The sequence below is a fragment of the Pseudorhodobacter sp. W20_MBD10_FR17 genome (assembly GCF_052119765.1).
Lineage (GTDB): Bacteria > Pseudomonadota > Alphaproteobacteria > Rhodobacterales > Rhodobacteraceae > Pseudorhodobacter.
In genome coordinates this window covers 84,526-99,074 of sequence record NZ_JBGQOQ010000008.1, presented here as the reverse complement: position 1 = coordinate 99,074, position 14,549 = coordinate 84,526, and the positions used below count along the sequence as shown (strand labels likewise).

At 58.2% G+C, this 14,549-nt stretch carries 16 protein-coding genes; 9 read left to right on the top strand and 7 right to left on the bottom strand.

Annotated features, from left to right (window positions below; all coding sequences use genetic code 11):
• The first annotated feature begins 25 nt into the window (after positions 1 to 25).
• Positions 26 to 877 (top strand): LysR family transcriptional regulator, encoded by an 852-nt coding sequence (locus ACEN2J_RS07495; protein ID WP_442104589.1) that lies wholly within the window; start codon positions 26 to 28, stop codon positions 875 to 877.
• Positions 878 to 907: 30 nt separating this feature from the next.
• Here ACEN2J_RS07495 and purS read toward each other — a convergent pair whose 3' ends face one another.
• Both purS and ACEN2J_RS07485 read right to left on the bottom strand, forming a co-directional pair.
• Positions 908 to 1,147, bottom strand: coding sequence for a phosphoribosylformylglycinamidine synthase subunit PurS (gene purS / locus ACEN2J_RS07490; protein ID WP_050522261.1), 240 nt, complete (start codon positions 1,145 to 1,147; stop codon positions 908 to 910).
• 12 nt (positions 1,148 to 1,159) lie between these two features.
• Positions 1,160 to 1,921, bottom strand: a complete 762-nt coding sequence (locus ACEN2J_RS07485; protein ID WP_442104587.1) for a phosphoribosylaminoimidazolesuccinocarboxamide synthase — start codon at positions 1,919 to 1,921, stop codon at positions 1,160 to 1,162.
• A 216-nt stretch (positions 1,922 to 2,137) separates the two neighbouring features.
• On the opposite strand from ACEN2J_RS07485, the gene ACEN2J_RS07480 reads away from it, so the two are divergent.
• The 3 genes from ACEN2J_RS07480 (at position 2,138) to bmt (ending at position 5,570) form a co-directional block, all read left to right on the top strand.
• Positions 2,138 to 2,452 (top strand): DUF1476 domain-containing protein, encoded by a 315-nt coding sequence (locus tag ACEN2J_RS07480; RefSeq protein ID WP_442104585.1) that lies wholly within the window; start codon positions 2,138 to 2,140, stop codon positions 2,450 to 2,452.
• Positions 2,453 to 2,608: 156 nt separating this feature from the next.
• Positions 2,609 to 4,561, top strand: coding sequence for a phosphatidylglycerol lysyltransferase domain-containing protein (locus tag ACEN2J_RS07475; protein ID WP_442104583.1), 1,953 nt, complete (start codon positions 2,609 to 2,611; stop codon positions 4,559 to 4,561).
• Positions 4,554 to 5,570 carry a betaine--homocysteine S-methyltransferase gene (gene bmt, locus ACEN2J_RS07470; RefSeq protein ID WP_442104581.1) on the top strand — a complete coding sequence of 339 codons (1,017 nt, stop codon included), beginning with the start codon at positions 4,554 to 4,556 and terminating at the stop codon, positions 5,568 to 5,570. The genes ACEN2J_RS07475 and bmt overlap by 8 nt, the downstream gene beginning before the upstream one ends.
• Before the next feature lie 154 nt (positions 5,571 to 5,724).
• Here the strand turns inward: bmt and ACEN2J_RS07465 are convergent, their stop codons facing one another.
• Complete coding sequence (locus ACEN2J_RS07465; protein ID WP_442104579.1) at positions 5,725 to 6,819, bottom strand: PA0069 family radical SAM protein; 1,095 nt, start codon at positions 6,817 to 6,819, stop codon at positions 5,725 to 5,727.
• Between the two features lie 153 nt (positions 6,820 to 6,972).
• Here ACEN2J_RS07465 and ACEN2J_RS07460 point away from each other — a divergent pair, with 153 nt between their 5' ends.
• On the top strand, positions 6,973 to 7,668 hold the full coding sequence (locus ACEN2J_RS07460; protein ID WP_442104577.1) for a corrinoid protein: 696 nt from the start codon (positions 6,973 to 6,975) through the stop codon (positions 7,666 to 7,668).
• An 81-nt stretch (positions 7,669 to 7,749) separates the two neighbouring features.
• On the opposite strand, the gene ACEN2J_RS07455 is transcribed toward ACEN2J_RS07460, so the two are convergent.
• Together ACEN2J_RS07455 and yghU are read right to left on the bottom strand one after the other, a co-directional pair.
• Positions 7,750 to 8,193, bottom strand: a complete 444-nt coding sequence (locus ACEN2J_RS07455; protein WP_442104575.1) for a rhodanese-like domain-containing protein — start codon at positions 8,191 to 8,193, stop codon at positions 7,750 to 7,752.
• Positions 8,194 to 8,392: 199 nt separating this feature from the next.
• A complete protein-coding gene (gene yghU / locus ACEN2J_RS07450; protein ID WP_442104574.1) occupies positions 8,393 to 9,250 on the bottom strand; it encodes a glutathione-dependent disulfide-bond oxidoreductase in 858 nt (285 codons plus the stop codon).
• A gap of 158 nt (positions 9,251 to 9,408) precedes the next feature.
• Between yghU and ACEN2J_RS07445 the strand changes: the two genes are divergently transcribed.
• The 4 genes from ACEN2J_RS07445 to ACEN2J_RS07430 are packed head-to-tail and all read left to right on the top strand — an operon-like array spanning position 9,409 to position 12,025.
• On the top strand, positions 9,409 to 9,567 hold the full coding sequence (locus ACEN2J_RS07445; protein ID WP_442104572.1) for a hypothetical protein: 159 nt from the start codon (positions 9,409 to 9,411) through the stop codon (positions 9,565 to 9,567).
• Positions 9,564 to 10,208, top strand: coding sequence for a DUF1638 domain-containing protein (locus tag ACEN2J_RS07440; RefSeq protein ID WP_442104570.1), 645 nt, complete (start codon positions 9,564 to 9,566; stop codon positions 10,206 to 10,208). The genes ACEN2J_RS07445 and ACEN2J_RS07440 overlap by 4 nt, the downstream gene beginning before the upstream one ends.
• 54 nt (positions 10,209 to 10,262) lie before the next feature.
• Complete coding sequence (locus ACEN2J_RS07435) at positions 10,263 to 11,636, top strand: FAD-binding oxidoreductase (RefSeq protein ID WP_442104568.1); 1,374 nt, start codon at positions 10,263 to 10,265, stop codon at positions 11,634 to 11,636.
• Entirely contained in the window at positions 11,633 to 12,025 is a 393-nt protein-coding gene (locus ACEN2J_RS07430; RefSeq protein WP_442104567.1) for a YybH family protein, read from the top strand. Before ACEN2J_RS07435 ends, ACEN2J_RS07430 begins: the two co-directional genes overlap by 4 nt.
• An 8-nt stretch (positions 12,026 to 12,033) precedes the next feature.
• Here the strand turns inward: ACEN2J_RS07430 and recN are convergent, their stop codons facing one another.
• Together recN and ACEN2J_RS07420 are read right to left on the bottom strand one after the other, a co-directional pair.
• On the bottom strand, positions 12,034 to 13,674 hold the full coding sequence (gene recN, locus ACEN2J_RS07425; RefSeq protein ID WP_442104565.1) for a DNA repair protein RecN: 1,641 nt from the start codon (positions 13,672 to 13,674) through the stop codon (positions 12,034 to 12,036).
• A gap of 30 nt (positions 13,675 to 13,704) precedes the next feature.
• Positions 13,705 to 14,544, bottom strand: coding sequence for an outer membrane protein assembly factor BamD (locus tag ACEN2J_RS07420; RefSeq protein WP_442104564.1), 840 nt, complete (start codon positions 14,542 to 14,544; stop codon positions 13,705 to 13,707).
• Between the last annotated feature and the right edge of the window lie 5 nt (positions 14,545 to 14,549).

The following is a 14,549-nucleotide window of genomic DNA, read 5'->3' as shown; positions in this document are numbered from 1 at the left end:
CGGATATCCCGATTAGGAACCCCCAATGCAACCCGACCAAATCGATAGCTTCCTCGACCTTGTGGAAACCCGCAGTTTTAACCGCACAGCGGAACGGCAAGGCCTGACCCAATCAACCGTTTCGGGCCGCATTTTTGCATTAGAAAATTCACTGGGCGCGCGGCTGTTTACGCGTTCGCGCGCAGGGACCGAGCTGACGACCGAAGGCTTGAAATTCGCGCCACACGCACGCGCCTTGCGCCACGCTTGGGCCGCAGCAAAGCACTCGGTCACGCCCACAGGCGAATCGGTGATCAACATCCGGCTTGGCATTCAGTCCGACCTCGCGCCAAACCACTTGGGCGATTGGATGCAAGGCTTTCGCCACCACCTGCCAGATTGTGCGTTTTATATAGAGCCGGATTTCTCGGCGCAAATGTGTCGCGATCTGACCTCGGGGGCCTCTGATTTCGCGGTGCTCTACACGCCGCACGCCTCACCCGACCTAAACTTTACCTCGCTTGGCGAAACCCGCTACCGGCTGATCTCATCCGAGACCGACCGCCGCGCAGGGCTGCGGCCCGAAAGCTATATTCGCGCCAATTTCGCACCCGCCTTTGATGCACACCACCGCGCCGCCCTGCCTGAATTGCAAGAAACCCCGATCGCGGCGGGCCAAAGCGCCACCATCGCGGGGCTGCTGACCAAACTCGGCGGCTCGGCCTATCTGCTTGATGTTATTGCCGAAGAGCTGATCGCGACAGGAAAATTCAACGCCGTCACAGATGCACCTGTCATCCACCAGCCGGTACATGCCGCCACGCATCTGCGCAACCGCACGTCAAAACTGCACCGCCAGCTTTTGCGGGTGGTGCAGCAAACCTTTGCTGCCCGTTAAGGTCGCAAAGGTCGCATCTTCAAAACCGGTTTAAAGAATCTCGACCGAGTATTTTTCGATCACGGTATTGGCCAACAGCTTTTCGCACATCGCTTTGATCTGCGCGTCTGCTGCGGCCTTATCATCGCCCGCAAGGTCCAGCTCGATCACTTTGCCTTGGCGCACGCCTTGCACCCCGTCAAAGCCCAAGGTCCCCAACGCATGGCGCACGGCCTCGCCTTGTGGGTCCAAAACACCATCTTTCAGCATGATATGAACGCGAGCTTTCATCTTTTGGGCCTTTCAGTTGATCAGGGTCGGCTTGGTTGTATGCGTGACATTGGTGGGCAAAACCCCCAAGCGCCGCGCAAGTTCGGTGTAAACATCGGCCACGGGAATAGGCTCCCGCACTTGGCCTTCACGCTCGGCTGTATCAAAGCCGCGCATATCCCACAAACGGCAGCTGTCGGGGCTAATCTCATCGGCGACGATCAGCCGCATGAATTCGCCTTCCCAGACGCGCCCCACCTCCAGCCGGAAATCGGCAAGCCGGATGCCTGCGCCCAGCATAACGCCGCTTAAAAAGTCATTCACCCGCAGCGCCAACGCGATAATATCGTCCAAATCCTGCTGGTTCGCCCAGCCGAATGCCACGATATGCTCTTCCGAGACCAGCGGGTTCCCCAGCTTATCATCCTTGAAATAATATTCGACAATCGGGCGCGGCAGCGGTGTGCCAAGCGGAATCCCTAGCCGTTCCGTCATGCCGCCTGCGGCATAATTGCGCACCACAATTTCCAGCGGCAAAATCTCGGCCATACGCACCATCTGTTCGCGCATGTTCAACCGTTTGATGAAATGCGTCGGCACACCGATGCTATTCAATCCGGCCATAAAGAACTCGGACAGGCGATTGTTCAACACGCCCTTGCCCTCAACCGCCGCTTGCGGCGGGGCGGCGGTCTCTAGCCCGTCATCCTTGAAATACTGAATTAAAGTGCCCGGTTCCGGCCCTTCATAAAGGATCTTGGCCTTGCCTTCATATACTTTCTTGCGGCGCGCCATGCAGTCCCCGATACTCCAGCCCAAAGCGTTCTAGATGCCAATCCGTTGGGTTGCCCTCGGATTATGACATTTCTCTTCCTTCGCGCTATAGTGTATGCCAACCGCACTCGCAAGCCAGCGATCACTTTACAGACCCCACTTACAGCGTCTCCCCCTTGCAGCACGAGGGTTTGAAGGGCATATCAGAGGTAAGCAAACCAAAGGGAAGGTCCAAACATGTCCACATTTGACAATCGCGAACAAGCTTTTGAGGCTAAATTTGCACATGATTCCGAAATGCAATTCCGCGCCGAGGCACGTTGCAACAAACTCGTTGGCCTTTGGGCTGCCGAGATTTTGGGCAAAACCGGCCAAGACGCTACCGATTACGCGATGACTGTGGTTGCCGCCGATTTCGAAGAAGCAGGCAACGAAGACGTTGTGCGTAAACTTGCCGCCGATCTGGAAGGTAAAGTCGGCGCCGATGAGATCCGCGCCAAACTCGCCGCGATTCTGCCAGTTGCCAAGTCGCAACTGATGTCCGAGCTATAAGCTTATTCACACAAGCCTCGCAGGTGCCCTGCTGGCACCTGCCCTTCGCGCGGCCATAATGGCGCTGCGAAAACTCTGCTCAATTTGACCTGTTAAGGGTTTTTGAACCCCAACGCCTTTACCCTCAACCCTCGGGTTTGTGGTCAAAGGGTAAGTATGAAACGGTCAGCAATTGGGCGCGCATTGCGCATGGAAACGGCGTGGCCAGTCCCGCGCCATACAGTCCGCATTATCGCGGCGCTCTCTCTAACCATCGGTTTTCTTTGGCTTCTCAGCCTGCGTCTGGCCCTGCTGGATGCGACTGAGGTCTTTCATGCTTTCGCCAACGTCCCCGTGGCAAATTGGGCGACAGCCCTGATCGCCACAAGTGTCAGCTTTTGGGCTGTCGGTCAGTATGATGCCTGCCTGCACCGCCACATCGGCACGGGTGAGGCCCCGCACCAAGCGCATCGCGCAGGCATAGCCGCCATTGCCCTTGGCCAAACCCTTGGGCTTGGCGTGCTGACCGGTGCCTTGATACGCTGGCGCATGCTGCCATCCTTGTCGCTGATCCAAGCGACAAAGCTTTCGGCCGCAGTCGCGCTGTCCTTCCTGTTCGGCTGGTCAATCATTACGGCGCTCACGCTCCTCGCCCTGCCCGCGGCACCGCTTAAACTGCCGGCACTGATGGTCTGCGGCTTGGGCAGCGTTGTCGCATTGCTCTGCCTGTTTCAGCCTCGGCTTAGGCTGTTTGGCCGCCACATCGCGTTGCCTAACATATTTACGCTTGGTCAGATCCTTATCTTCGCCCTCATTGATACCGTTGCCGCAGCCCTCGCTCTGTGGCTGCTATGTCCGCCCGATCTGGGGATGCCCTTTGCCACCTTGCTGCCCGCCTACCTGCTCGCCTTGGGCGCGGGGCTGGTCTCGGGCACGCCGGGTGGTGTCGGCGCATTTGAAATGACCTTGCTGGCGGCATTACCAACACTGCCCGAACCGGCCCTAATCGCAGGCGTCCTCGCCTTTCGCTTGGCCTATTACGCCTTGCCTGCCATGCTTGCCGCCTTTGCAGTTTTAATGATGCCGCCACAAATGCCCAAGGCCGCAATGGCGCAAGTCTTGGCGAAAGACGCCCCTGCCGAGGCGGGCCTGATCGCACAGAATCTATTCACACTCCTTAATATTACCAATAAATCACAAATACTTATGTCAGAAACGCCACATGCCACCGTAACGCTCCTCGACCCTTTTGGCACCCAAAATCCCACGCGAACACTAGTAGCTCTCAGTAAGCACGCCCGCGCGCGCAGCCGCCTGCCATGCCTGTACAAATGCGGCAAAAGACTGGCCGCGATCGCGCGCCGTGCAGGCTGGTGCGTGGCCCCCGTTGCTGCCGAGGCGTGGCTAAACCCACTCACTTTTACGCTCAACGGCGCTGAAAAATCGGCCCTTCGCCGCAAGTTGCGCAAAGCCGAGAAATCAGGCCTTCACATCCACGAAATGACTGCAGCCGATTGGCCCAGCCTGACGGAGATTGCCCAAGACTGGGCATTCGACAACGGCGGCGAGCGAGGTTTTTCTATGGGTCGATTTGGTCATGGCCTCCTCTCATCGCAACGCGTTTTCGGTGCCTATTCAAACGGCATACTCATGGGCTTTGTCAGCTTTCATCACAACAGGCGCGAATGGGCGCTTGATTTGATGCGCCACCGCAGAACGATGCCAGATGGTGCGAATTATGCGCTGGTCGTCCACGCCTTGCAGGTTGCCCGTGACCAAGGTATCGCCCGTTTCTCGCTCGCCGCCGCGCCGCGGCTGCCAAAATGGCTTGTGCGTTTAACGCGCACCAACGGTGGGCTTTGCCAGTTCAAATCTGCCTTTGGGCCTGTCTGGCAACCGCTCTATATCGCGGCCCCATACCTGCCAGCCCTCGCCCTTGCCAGCGCCGAAATCTACCGCGCAATTCACCATCCGCCACCCCTAAATGACCAACCATTCCTCGGCGGCGAGAATAAAATTGCCTCTAACGGCCAGCCGTGGCACATGAGGGGAAACGAGCGCGCGCGCGTTCCCACACGGCGGCCCGACAGACAGCCCCACATGGCCCAAGGCAGGATAAAACATGACTGATGCACTGACAAAGCTTTTGAACAGCCGCGACTGGCTTTTGGCCGATGGCGCCACCGGCACCAACCTGTTCAACATGGGCCTCGAATCGGGTGAGCCGCCAGAGTTTTGGAATGTCGATAAACCCGAAAATATCCGCAAACTCTACAAAGGTGCGGTTGATGCAGGGTCGGATATCTTTTTGACCAACAGCTTTGGCGGCAACGCCAGCCGTCTGAAACTGCACCAGGCCCATGGTCGCGTGATGGAGCTGAACCGCATCGCAGCCGAACTTGCACGCGAAGTGGCAGATGCCGCAGGCCGCCCGATTGTGGTTGCAGGCTCGGTCGGCCCGACCGGCGAGATATTTGAACCGATGGGCACGCTTACCCATTCCCGCGCGGTGGAAATGTTCCACGAACAGGCCGAAGGGCTTAAGGCCGGCGGCGCTGATGTGCTCTGGGTCGAAACCATTTCCGCCCCCGAAGAATATCGCGCCGCAGCCGAAGCCGCCAAGCTTGCAGGTATGCCGTGGTGTGGCACCATGAGCTTTGACACCGCTGGTCGCACGATGATGGGCACCACCTCGGCTGCGATGGTCGAGATGGTCGATAAGCTCGACTATCCGCCGCTCGCTTTCGGTGCCAATTGCGGTGTCGGCGCCTCGGATCTGATGCGCACGATGCTGGGCTTTGTCGCCCAAGGCTCTGAGCGCCCTTTGATCGCCAAGGGTAACGCGGGCATCCCGAAATACCATGATGGCCACATCCACTATGATGGCACGCCCGAATTGATGGCCGAATATGCCGTGCTTGCGCGCGATGCCGGCGTCAAAATCATCGGCGGCTGCTGTGGCACAATGCCACAGCACCTGAAAGCCATGCGCGCCGCCCTCGAGCAGCGCCCCAAAGGCCCGCGCCCAACACTGGAACAAATCTCAGCGGCTTTGGGCGGCTTCTCCTCGGCGTCAGACGGCACAGGTGACACTTCAGACGCGCCAAAACGCGAACGCCGTGGCGGTCGCCGCGGCTAATACCCATAAACCTGAGACAGCAGCTTTTTTGCTCCACACGCTTTTGTATTCCCTGAACAGGGGTAAACAGAAACAGTAAAAACCAGCAAAAAACTGCTGTCCACCCCCATCATCTGTTCTCAAATATCCTCGCCGAAGACTCTCCTCTCGGGCCCTAGAACAGCCGCATCTGATCACCCACCCGTGGCGGCGGCGCGAACAGATCACTGCGCAACGGTGCCAACCGTAACTCCATCCCCAATCGTTCCAACGACAGCCCAAAGCGTTTCGCCAGCAATGCGGCCCAAATGCCTTTTCCCCGCATCCGCGTGCCAAACCCCGCGTCATAAATCGCGCCATCATGCAATTCAGCAAGTCGCGCCAAAACCTTGGCAGTACGGCCCGGTGCATGTGTATCCAGCCAATCGCGAAACAGTCCCGCCACTTCGCCGGGCAAGCGCAGCAAAATCCAGCTAGCCGCAAGCGCCCCCGCATCGCGCGCCGCTGCCAAAATCGCCTCCAATTCGCTATCCGTCAGCCCCGGAATGACCGGCGCCACCATCACCCGCACCGGCACGCCCGCATCTGTCAGCCGCCGGATCATCTGTAACCGCCGCGCGGGCGACGGCGCACGCGGCTCTAATGCCCGCGACAGCCCTGCATCCAACGTCGTCATCGACACGCCGACCCGCGCCAACCCCGCCTGCCCCATCGGCCCCAAAATATCCAAGTCGCGTTCAATCAACGCCCCTTTGGTGGTAATCGCCACAGGGTGCTGAAACGCGGCCAGCACCTCCAACACCTCACGCATCACGCGGTACTCTCGCTCAATCGGTTGATACGGATCGGTATTTGTTCCTATCGCAATCACCTCGGGCCGATAGGCCTTGGCCCGCAACTCGGCCGCCAACACCGCTCCGATCCCCGGCCGCGCAATCAGCTTGGTCTCAAAATCCAAGCCCGGCGACAGGTTCAAATAGGCATGCGACGGCCGCGCATAGCAATAGGCACAGCCATGCTCACACCCGCGATACGGGTTCACGCTACGATCAAATGGTAAATCAGGTGACGCGTTATAACTAATCGCCGTTCGCGCCCGCTCGACCCGCACCTCGGCTTGCAACAGCCGCTCATCCTCGGGGCCCCAGCCATCATCCACAGCCACACGCACCGCCGCCTCAAACCGCCCTACAGCGTTCGAGGATACCCCCCGCGCCCGCACACGCACCCCGCGCGCAACCGTCCCGATTTCATCTTCAAACTGCGTCATACCGCCACATTAGAACACAACAAGAACAAACGCCAGCAAATCGTAACTCAGAATTGCATCTTGTCGGCTTTCACTTTACGAATGTCGCAAACCGAAAAGTGGTCGCGCCCCTTTCCTATCATGCCTCAATAAATACCCGCGCAGGAGCATCCAATGTCTGACGACGAAATCATCCTATCCGAACTTTCTGATGACGAACTGGTCCTGCAAATGCATGACGACCTTTACGATGGCCTACGTGAGGAAATCGAAGAAGGCGTCAACCTGCTGATAGCGCGCGGCTGGGCCCCTTATGACGCGCTGACCAAGGCGCTTGTGGCGGGCATGACCATCGTCGGCGCCGACTTCCGCGATGGCATTTTGTTTGTGCCCGAAGTGCTGCTGGCCGCCAATGCGATGAAGGGTGGGATGGCCATTCTGAAACCGCTGCTGATCGCCACCGGCGCACCGCGCATGGGCAAAATGGTTATCGGCACCGTCAAAGGCGACATCCATGACATCGGCAAAAACCTTGTCGGTATGATGATGGAAGGTGCGGGCTTTGAGGTCCGGGATCTTGGCATCAACAACTCGGTCGAAAAATACCTTGAGGCGATTGAGGCCGAACAGCCCGATATCCTCGGCATGTCTGCCCTGCTGACGACCACCATGCCTTATATGAAGGTCGTGATCGACACGCTGAAAGAAAAAGGTATGCGCGAAGATTACATCGTTATGGTTGGCGGTGCCCCCCTGAATGAGGAATTCGCCAAGGCTATCGGCGCCGATGCTTATTGCCGTGACGCCGCTGTTGCCGTTGAAACCGCCAAAGCGCTGGTGGCCCGCAAACACAACCAAGCCCGCGCCTAAAAACCGGCCTTACCCAATAAAAAGCCCCGGTCATCGCCGGGGCTTTTCTACATTCTGGGTCGTCTTTTTCCGCGGCCAGCTTTAACAGCTGTCACAGCCCTGCTTGCGGCTCGGGCGTACCGGTTTATAGCCCTCGCCCAAAACGCGCCCCATCCCGCCTGCAATATCCACCACAACCCCCTCCACCAACGGCGCCACTTGCTGCGCCGCACGGCTGGAACGGTTGCCAGCTTGGCAAATCAACCCCAGTTTTTGGCCCGGTTTCAAATGCGGCTTTACCGCCGCCATAAACGCATCGGGCGTCGAATAGGTCACCAACAGCGCGCCATCGACAACGCCGCTTTCTTTCCACTCGGCGGGCGTACGAATATCAACCAAAAGCATGGTCTCATCCGCTGCAAGGCTGGCCCCCGAAGGCGATTCTAGCGTCACATTCTCGGCACTCACCCCACCAAACCTGGCCGCGCCCACAAACACTGCGCCCGCAACTGCAGCCGCGCCCAAAACGTACATCCAAACCGACATCCGGCTTTCCTTTTGCCTAAAATCTCTCGCCTCACCAATATTCAATTTTTAATATATGTAAAGCACCCTTCTCTATACGAAAGCAGGCATAAGCGCGCTTAGGTATAGCCCGCGCTTATGCCGCGCCCAATAGGGTATGCTTGGGCAACTATTTTTCGAAACCATTATACAACAAATAGTTGCCCAAACCACTGCACCCTTACTTTGCGATTTTATCCTGTGTTTTGGTTTCAAAATCGCTAGCATCATGGCGCTCATGCAGTTGCATTTCCGCCGCCCCAAAGGGCCGGTTCACCATCCGGCCGCGCTGAACCGCTGGGCGTGCCGCGATCTTCTCGGCCCATTTCATCACGTTTTTATAGGACGCCGTATCCAAAAACTCTGCCGCATCGTAAACCCAGCCCAAAGCGACCTGCCCATACCAAGACCAAATCGCAATATCCGCGATCGAATAGCTATCGCCCGCGATATACGCGTTATTGGCCAGCTGACGATCCAGAACATCAAACTGGCGTTTCGTTTCCATCGTGAAACGATCAATCGGATACTGGAATTTTTCGGGCGCATAGACATAGAAATGCCCGAAGCCTCCGCCCAAATACGGGGCAGACCCCATCTGCCAGAACAGCCAATTCAGGCATTCCACACGGCCCGCCCCGTCGGGAATAAGCGCCCCGAATGTCTCGGCCAGATGCAGCAAAATCGCACCGGATTCGAACACACGCACCGGCGCAGGCCCCGAATGATCTATCAAAGCCGGAATTTTGGAATTCGGGTTCACCTCGACAAAGCCAGAGCCAAACTGATCACCGTCACCGATTTTGATCAGCCAAGCGTCATATTCCGCACCTTTATGGCCTGCCGCCAGCAGCTCTTCCAGCATCACTGTCACCTTCACCCCATTGGGCGTGGCAAGTGAGTACAGTTGAAACGGGTGCTTGCCTACTGGCAGCTCTTTATTATGCGTTGCGCCCGCGATCGGGCGGTTCGTACTGGCAAACTTGCCGCCGTTTTCCGCGTCCCATGTCCAGACTTTCGGGGGGGTATAATCAGCCATTGCATCGTCTCCTGAATTTATTTGCCCCGAACTTAGACACCAGTTTAAATTCGACAGCCAGAGCAGATGCCGGTTTCCCCGATCAATCCGCCGTGTTCACCGCTTGGCATTCGGTCGGCCCGCACTTAGGTTCAAGCTACCGTATAGAAAGAATTGCCATGCCCGCCCGCCTCATTGTCTGGCTTATCCTGATCACCATCGCCGCCGCAGGTTTGACGGTTCTGGCGGCCCAAACCCTCGGCTTGCCGCTCGCATTGTTGGGTTTGGTCTTTGCTGGCGCTTCGCTTGGGGTGCAGATTTGGATGGGCCGAAAATGACCACAAAACCCGATGACATAACGCTCACCGAAACCGGCTTTCGGCCCCAAGGCGAGGGTCGCATTCTGCTAATCGCTTGCGGCGCACTGGCCCATGAAATCCTTGCCTTGAAGGCCGCAAACGGCTGGGACCACCTTGATCTGCAATGTTTGCCCGCAAACCTGCACCTTTGGCCCGACCGGATCCCGGCCGCTGTCGAAAAGTCTGTCATTGAGCATCGCAAGGATTACGCCGACATTTTCGTCGTCTATGCCGATTGCGGCACGGGCGGGATTTTGTTCGATAAGTGCAAGGAACTGGGGGTAGAGATGGTCTCTGGCCCACATTGTTATTCGTTTTTTGAAGGAAATAAGGCCTTCGCAGCCAAGGCTGAAACTGAGTTCACCGCCTTTTACCTGACTGATTTTCTTGTGCGCCAATTCGATGCCTTCGTCTGGAAACCGATGGGGCTCGACCGCCATCCCCAGCTACGCGACATGTATTTCGGCAACTATACCAAGCTGGTGTATCAGGCCCAAACCAATGACCCGACGCTGGATGCCAAAGCCGAGGCCTGCGCCGACAGGCTTGGCCTTGCGTATGAGCGGCGCTTTACCGGCTATGGCGATTTGGCGCCCGCTTTGGCCGCCCTGAAACCTTAGCTTTCCCTGCCCTTCGTCATGCTTTACCAAAAGGGGAAACCCGCCGGAGGCCGCATGACCCTTGAAACCGCCCTTGCCGAATTGGAACGTAAACTTGGCCCGCGCTTTACCCGCGCAACGGCCACTTTGGCGCAGTACGGGCAATCGGAAACCCATATTTCGGGCGGCCTGCCTGATGCGGTCGTTTTCCCCAGAACCAGCGAAGAGGTCGCGATGATCGCGCAGCTTTGCGCCAAGCACGGCGTGCCGATGGTGGGACGTGGGGCGGGAACCTCGCTTGAGGGGCATGCCTTGGCGTTGAATGGCGGCGTGGCGATTGATTTCACCAAAATGAATCAACTGCTGGCGGTTTACCCCGAGGATATGCTGTGTGTGGTGCAGCCGGGCATCACCCGTGAGGCGCTAAATGCGGAATTGCGCGCCACCGGCCTGTTCTTTCCGGTCGATCCCGGCGCAAATGCAACAGTTGGTGGCATGGCGGCCACACGCGCCAGCGGCACGACGACCGTGCGCTATGGCACGATGCGCGACCATGTTCTGGCGCTTGAGGTGGTGCTTGCCGATGGCCGCACGATCCGCACCGGCAGCGCCGCACCGAAATCTGCGGCAGGCTATGATCTGACGGCCCTTTTTGTCGGGTCCGAGGGCACTTTGGGATTGATGACCGAACTAACCTTGCGTCTTCATGGGCAACCCGAGGCGATATCTGCTGCCGTTTGCGGGTTTGACACCATCACCCATGCTGTCGATTGCGTGATTGCCACGATCCAAAACGGCATCCCGATGGCGCGGATCGAGTTTCTGGACACCACCGCTGTCGAGGCTTGCAACGCCTATGCGGGCAATACACTGGCCGCCCAGCCGCAACTGCTGGTAGAATTTCACGGCTCACCCGTTGGTGTTCAAGAACAGACCGAGCGTTTTGCCAAAATCGCCGCCGAGATGGGCAGCACAGGGTTCACATGGGCGCAGGCCGCAGAAGAGCGTACCAAGCTGTGGCAAATGCGCTACAATGCGTATCCGGCGGTTTTGGCCCTGCGACCGGGCGCTACAGCTTTGGTAACCGATGTTTGCGTGCCCATCTCAAAGCTGGCCCAAGCGGTTGAAGAAACCCGCGCCGAGATTGCACAAAGCCCGATCATGGGGCCAATTCTGGGGCATGTTGGCGATGGCAACTTTCATGCTATCCTATTGGTTGATAAGAAGAACCCCGTCGAGATGGCCGCCGCCAAACACCTCTCGGCGCGAATGGTTGAACGCGCTTTGCGGTTGGGCGGCACCATCACGGGCGAACATGGTATCGGCTGCGGCAAGCTGGATTATATGGCCGCAGAACATGGCGCTGCGTGGGATGTGATGGGGCAGTTGAAACGCGCGCTTGACCCTGCCTGCCTTATGAACCCCGGAAAGATGGTGCGACAAACATGATCCCCGCAACCGCCGAAGAGTTTCCCCGCGCCTTTGCCAAAGCTTGGGGTGCCCGCGACCACGCAGGGCTTGCCGCTTTATTGGCCGAAGATGCGGATATGCTAAGCCTGACGGGCGGTTGGGCCGAGGGGCGGCGCGAAATCGAAAGCTTGCTGCGCAATGAGTTTTCTGGCGTCTTCAGCCAATCACGCCTTGTAACCGGAAAAACGCGGTTGCGCCCGTTAGGGCCGGGTGCGGCGGTATTGCAGCAACGCTTTGTTTTGTCAGGCTTGGTCGATGCGGCGGGCAATGATTTGGGCCGTACCGGCGCCATTTTGATCGCCGTTTTGGTGGCACGTGCCGGCGGCTGGCAAGCGATTACGCTGCAGTTTTCACCCGTCGAGGGCTAGCCCCCAAATTACCCCAGCAAAGCGCGCGCCGCATCGCGGGCGGCGGGGGTGATTGTATCGCCAGCCAACATGCGGGCAATTTCTTCGATCCGGTGTTCGGGGCCAAGCGGGGTAACGGTGGATGTCGTCATGCCCTTGGCGACCTTCTTTTCGACCCGCCAATGATGTGCCCCAAGTGCCGCAACCTGTGGCGAATGGGTAACAACCAGCACCTGCGCCGTGGTCGCAAGGGCCGCCAGCCTGCGCCCTACGGCATCGGCTGTTGCACCACCGACACCACGGTCAATTTCATCGAAAATCATCGTCAAGCCGGGGGTGTTTCCGGTGAGACACACCTTAAGGGCAAGCAAAAAGCGCGACAATTCCCCCCCCGAGGCAATTTTATTCAACGGCCCCGCAGGCGCACCGGGGTTGGTGGCGACAGTAAAGGCCACCTCATCCGCACCATCGGGCCCGTCATCAGCAGGGCTGATGGCCGTTGAAAAAACCGCGCGCTCCATCTTAAGGGGGGCAAGCTCGGCGGCCATTGCCTTATCCAACCGTTTCGCTGCCGCTTTGCGGGCTGCGGTAAGGATCGTTGCATGGCGGCGGTAGGTGATTTCAGCCTCGGCCAAGGCTTGGTTAAGGGCCGCAAGGTTCCCTGCCCCGCCGTCAATCACTGCCAAGCGCTTGCGCAGATCTTCGGCAAAGCCGCCCAGATCATCGGCAAGAACATTGTGTTTGCGTGCCAAAGCGCGAATGGCGAACAGGCGTTCCTCTATCCGTTCCAGTTCTAACGGATTGAAATCTAAGGCAGACAGGCAATCTTCTACACCTGATTGCGCCTCACCCAATTCAACCATAACGCGGCCCAAGGCGGCAATCGCGCGTTCCAGCCGTCCGTCGGCGCGGTCGGCAGCGCCTTCCAGCCAGCGCAGCGCATCTGTCAGCGCAGCCTCGGCCCCTTGGTCCGATAGGGCGGTGTGCGCGCGGGCAATATCGGTGCGGATTTTCTCGGCCCCTTGCATCGCGCGGCGGCGGGCATCCAGCGTGGCCTCCTCGCCCGGCTCGGGGTTCAACTTATCCAGCTCGGCCACGGCATGGCGCAAATACTCTTCCTCGACGCGGGCGGCGGCAAGCGTTTCTTCGGCCCGCAATTTGGCGCGCCGCGCAGTGGACAGGCTCGTCCAAGCCGCCCGAACAGAGATCAGATCCACCTCGGCAAAGGCATCAAGGATTTGGCGGTGACCACGAGGGTTTAGCAGCCCGCGATCATCATGCTGCCCGTGTAATTCCACCAAAGTATCCGAAAGCCCGCGGAGCACCTCGCCGCTGGCGCGACGGTCGTTGACCCAAGCAGTTTTGCGGCCATCGGCGGTATTGATGCGGCGCAAGATAAGCTCATCTTCTGCAACGATGCCTGCCTCGGCCAGAACAGCGCGTGCGGCATGGTTTGGCGGAAGGTCAAACACGGCAGTCACTTCGCCTTGCTCTGCCCCTGCCCGCACCAATTCCGCACGGCCCCGCCAGCCCAAAACAAAGCCCAAAGCATCCAGCAGAATGGATTTACCAGCACCCGTTTCGCCAGTTAACACATTGAGACCCGGCTGGAAGGCTAGGTCCAGCCGGTCAATGATTAACAGATCGCGAATCTCTAATGAGCGCAGCATCAGCAGCCCCCGCCAAGCAACAGGCGCACCTTACAACCACTTGCCCTGAATAACTTGGGCATACACGTTGCTAAGCCAGCTTTGGCCCTTGGCCTCCATCGACAGGCCGCGCCCCGTTAGCAGGCGGTGGCTGTCATCATAGAATGGACTCGACTGGAAGTTATGGCCCAGAATGGCACCAGCGGTCTGGGCTTCATCCGTTAGGCCAAGCGCAAGATAGGCCTCAACCAACCTGTGCAATGCCTCTGGCGTATGCGAGGTGGTTTGGAAATCTTGCACCACAACGCGGAACCGATTGATTGCGGCGGTGTACTGCCCCTTTTTCAGGTAATAGCGCCCGATTTCCATTTCCTTGGCGGCCAGATGGTCAAACGCCAGATCAAATTTCAAAATGGCCGAACGAGCGTATTCGCTGTCTGGGTATTTCTCGATCACTTCGCGCATAGATTGCAGCGCTTGGAACGTTAGGCCTTGGTCGCGGCCCACCTCATCGATCTGATCATAATAGGACAAAGCGAGCAGATACTGCGCATAGGCGGCATCTTCCTCGGCTGGGTACAGATCAAGATAGCGCTGTGCCGAAGCGCGCGCCTCTTCATAGGCTTTGGCCTTATGCTGACTGAAAGCCTGCATAATCAACGACCGCTTGGCCCATTCCGAATAAGGGTAAAGGCGCTCTACTTCCGAGAAGTAGCGAATCGCCTCGGCTGGCTTTGGATTTGATTCCAGCGCCAACTCACCTTTTTTATAAATCTGTTCTGCGGTCAGGCTTTCCAAAGGAACCTGATCCGGTTTGCTACCGCCGCAACCAGAAAGGCCCGCAATGACCAGCGCTGCCAATATGAACGCGCGTGACTTAACGCCTGCCATCTTCC

Excerpts from the sequence above, each read along its gene's own strand:
- ACEN2J_RS07440 (WP_442104570.1), top strand. The coding sequence starts at position 9,564 with ATGACCACAAAACCCGATGACATAACGCTCACCGAAACCGGCTTTCGG.
- ACEN2J_RS07485 (WP_442104587.1), bottom strand. The coding sequence starts at position 1,921 with ATGGCGCGCCGCAAGAAAGTATATGAAGGCAAGGCCAAGATCCTTTAT.
- ACEN2J_RS07460 (WP_442104577.1), top strand. The coding sequence starts at position 6,973 with ATGTCTGACGACGAAATCATCCTATCCGAACTTTCTGATGACGAACTG.
- yghU (WP_442104574.1), bottom strand. The coding sequence starts at position 9,250 with ATGGCTGATTATACCCCCCCGAAAGTCTGGACATGGGACGCGGAAAAC.
- ACEN2J_RS07430 (WP_442104567.1), top strand. The coding sequence starts at position 11,633 with ATGATCCCCGCAACCGCCGAAGAGTTTCCCCGCGCCTTTGCCAAAGCT.
- ACEN2J_RS07445 (WP_442104572.1), top strand. The coding sequence starts at position 9,409 with ATGCCCGCCCGCCTCATTGTCTGGCTTATCCTGATCACCATCGCCGCC.
- ACEN2J_RS07455 (WP_442104575.1), bottom strand. The coding sequence starts at position 8,193 with ATGTCGGTTTGGATGTACGTTTTGGGCGCGGCTGCAGTTGCGGGCGCA.
- ACEN2J_RS07435 (WP_442104568.1), top strand. The coding sequence starts at position 10,263 with ATGACCCTTGAAACCGCCCTTGCCGAATTGGAACGTAAACTTGGCCCG.
- ACEN2J_RS07420 (WP_442104564.1), bottom strand. The coding sequence starts at position 14,544 with ATGGCAGGCGTTAAGTCACGCGCGTTCATATTGGCAGCGCTGGTCATT.
- ACEN2J_RS07480 (WP_442104585.1), top strand. The coding sequence starts at position 2,138 with ATGTCCACATTTGACAATCGCGAACAAGCTTTTGAGGCTAAATTTGCA.
- ACEN2J_RS07495 (WP_442104589.1), top strand. The coding sequence starts at position 26 with ATGCAACCCGACCAAATCGATAGCTTCCTCGACCTTGTGGAAACCCGC.
- bmt (WP_442104581.1), top strand. The coding sequence starts at position 4,554 with ATGACTGATGCACTGACAAAGCTTTTGAACAGCCGCGACTGGCTTTTG.
- ACEN2J_RS07475 (WP_442104583.1), top strand. The coding sequence starts at position 2,609 with ATGAAACGGTCAGCAATTGGGCGCGCATTGCGCATGGAAACGGCGTGG.
- ACEN2J_RS07465 (WP_442104579.1), bottom strand. The coding sequence starts at position 6,819 with ATGACGCAGTTTGAAGATGAAATCGGGACGGTTGCGCGCGGGGTGCGT.
- recN (WP_442104565.1), bottom strand. The coding sequence starts at position 13,674 with ATGCTGCGCTCATTAGAGATTCGCGATCTGTTAATCATTGACCGGCTG.
- purS (WP_050522261.1), bottom strand. The coding sequence starts at position 1,147 with ATGAAAGCTCGCGTTCATATCATGCTGAAAGATGGTGTTTTGGACCCA.